General features: G+C 31.2%; 1 protein-coding gene and 1 pseudogene. Both read right to left on the minus strand.

Features of this window, described 5'->3' with window-relative positions; genetic code table 11:
* Window positions 1–185: 185 nt before the first annotated feature.
* Window positions 186–1,433, minus strand: a complete 1,248-nt coding sequence (locus QQZ16_RS02240) for an MFS transporter (protein WP_048718982.1) — start codon at window positions 1,431–1,433, stop codon at window positions 186–188.
* A 218-nt stretch (window positions 1,434–1,651) separates the two neighbouring features.
* A pseudogene (locus tag QQZ16_RS02245) lies at window positions 1,652–1,753 on the minus strand (carboxymuconolactone decarboxylase family protein); the annotation flags it as partial.
* Window positions 1,754–1,941 lie beyond the last annotated feature (188 nt).

Consider the following 1,941-nt stretch of genomic DNA (forward strand, 5'->3'; position numbering starts at 1 on the left):
TAGATAGACTCGCTTGGATTCAACCTGTTTTTAGTACGCATAAATAAACACCAACTTAAATAATTAATAAGTCTATTATAACCTATTTTATCCGTTGGTGTTATTTATTCCGTGTAAGAAAAAAAATATAACACTGTATTAGAAATTGCAATGGACTGTGGTTTTTCATCTGTTACTGTTTACAATCAATTATTTAAGCGATTATATGGTATTACTCCTGGCGCTTTTCGAGAAATGGTTAATAAGTAAATACCTGAACAAATAACCATCATAATTCCGCATATTAAAAACAAGATTCTTGTAGACAAGAATGAAGAGATGAATCCGAATACTCCAAGAGAAACAGCATTTGATAAATATAGAAGAAATGCATTAAAACTAAAGCCTCTACCTAGTTTTTCTACGGGAAGATATTTCTGTAACAAATATACTCGTGATAAGCCAGATATAGGTAAGCCTATTGCTGCAACTAATATCCCTATAAAAAACATTGGAAGGCTATACGCAAATCCTAAAAGGAGAATGCCTATACCCCAAATCAGTGAGCCAAAAAGATAAATTTTCACACTTAACTTTTTCCAAATTAATGGGATAAGCAGGTTAACTGCAATTACAGCAGCACCATACCATCCTAAAAGTAAGCTGTATAATTCCTCTCCATTTGGGGTTGTTTCGATTAGTTGCAGTAATAAACCGACTTGCCATACCCAGGTATTGAAAAACACAATGATTACTGTAACTATAAATATGGTTCGAATTGTCGTTTGTTTTTTCACCCAAATTGAAAAATCCTTTATTGAGATAAATATATCACTTATTTTTCTTTGATTTGGACTTTCGCCTGTTATATTTTTTTCTGTAAATTGAATTTTATAAATAAGAATAGCACTTATAAGATATGTTAGTGCATCGAAAGTAAAAAAGTGGATAATGTTAATGGTATTCATTAAGCCTACACTAACAATAGGTCCTAATACAGTAATGCCCCTTGTAACTGTGTCAAGCAAACTGTTAACAGAAGATCTTTCCTCTTCCCTTGTAATAATGGGTAATATAGCCCTATGAGCAGGATTAAAAAAACAGCCTAGACACTGAATAAGAAAACTCACTATTATTAAATGCCAATAGTTCAGCAACTCTAATTGTTGAAATAGCACTAATGATAATATTAGAGGTACTCTTATAAGATCGATTCTTATTAATATCCTTTTTTTATCTACCCAATCAGCAATTACTCCCCCGATTAATCCAAATAAAAGATAAGGGACTACTTGTGAGATTGCAACACCAGTTGTATGTATACTTGATTCTGTCATCTGATAAGTTAAAAATAGGAAGGCTAACCCAGATATAACATCCCCCAAACTAGAAGTCCCAGCTCCTAACAAGTAAAATAATACATTTCTATTATTTTTTATAATTTTTAAATACACATTAAATCACCTCTTCCCTGAGTGTACTTTTTATTTGAGGTGATTTCTTTACTAATCTTGCTAGATTTTCTTGCAAGATTATAATGTACTTACCAATGTTTATTTTTAACCTTGTACTAACCTGCCCATTTAGTTCAATAACTTCTACATAAAAAATAGCGTTAATCCTTCTAGAATTAACGCACCAGTTAGCTGAAGAAAAAATAAAATAAATGTTATTATCCCTCTACTTCTAACTTCATCATCGCACCATAATACTGTTGTGAGGTCGTAAAACAAATAAACGCAACTAACTCGCTTATTTCCTTCTCAGAAAAACAACCTTTTACCTGAATTATTCATAGAAAATCATTAATTGGTTACAATCGTTATTCCAATAAACTTTTTTGTTAAATGTTAATTCACTTGATAAATGAAAAAAGAATCCATTTCTGATAAGGTTAAAACAACGACGAAATAACCACAGAAAGGATTCTTATAATGGCTACTTTACCGCAAATTACCCTTG

Source organism: Bacillus sp. T2.9-1 (assembly GCF_950097965.1).
In the GTDB taxonomy this organism is placed as follows: Bacteria; Bacillota; Bacilli; order Bacillales; family Cytobacillaceae; genus Niallia; species Niallia hominis.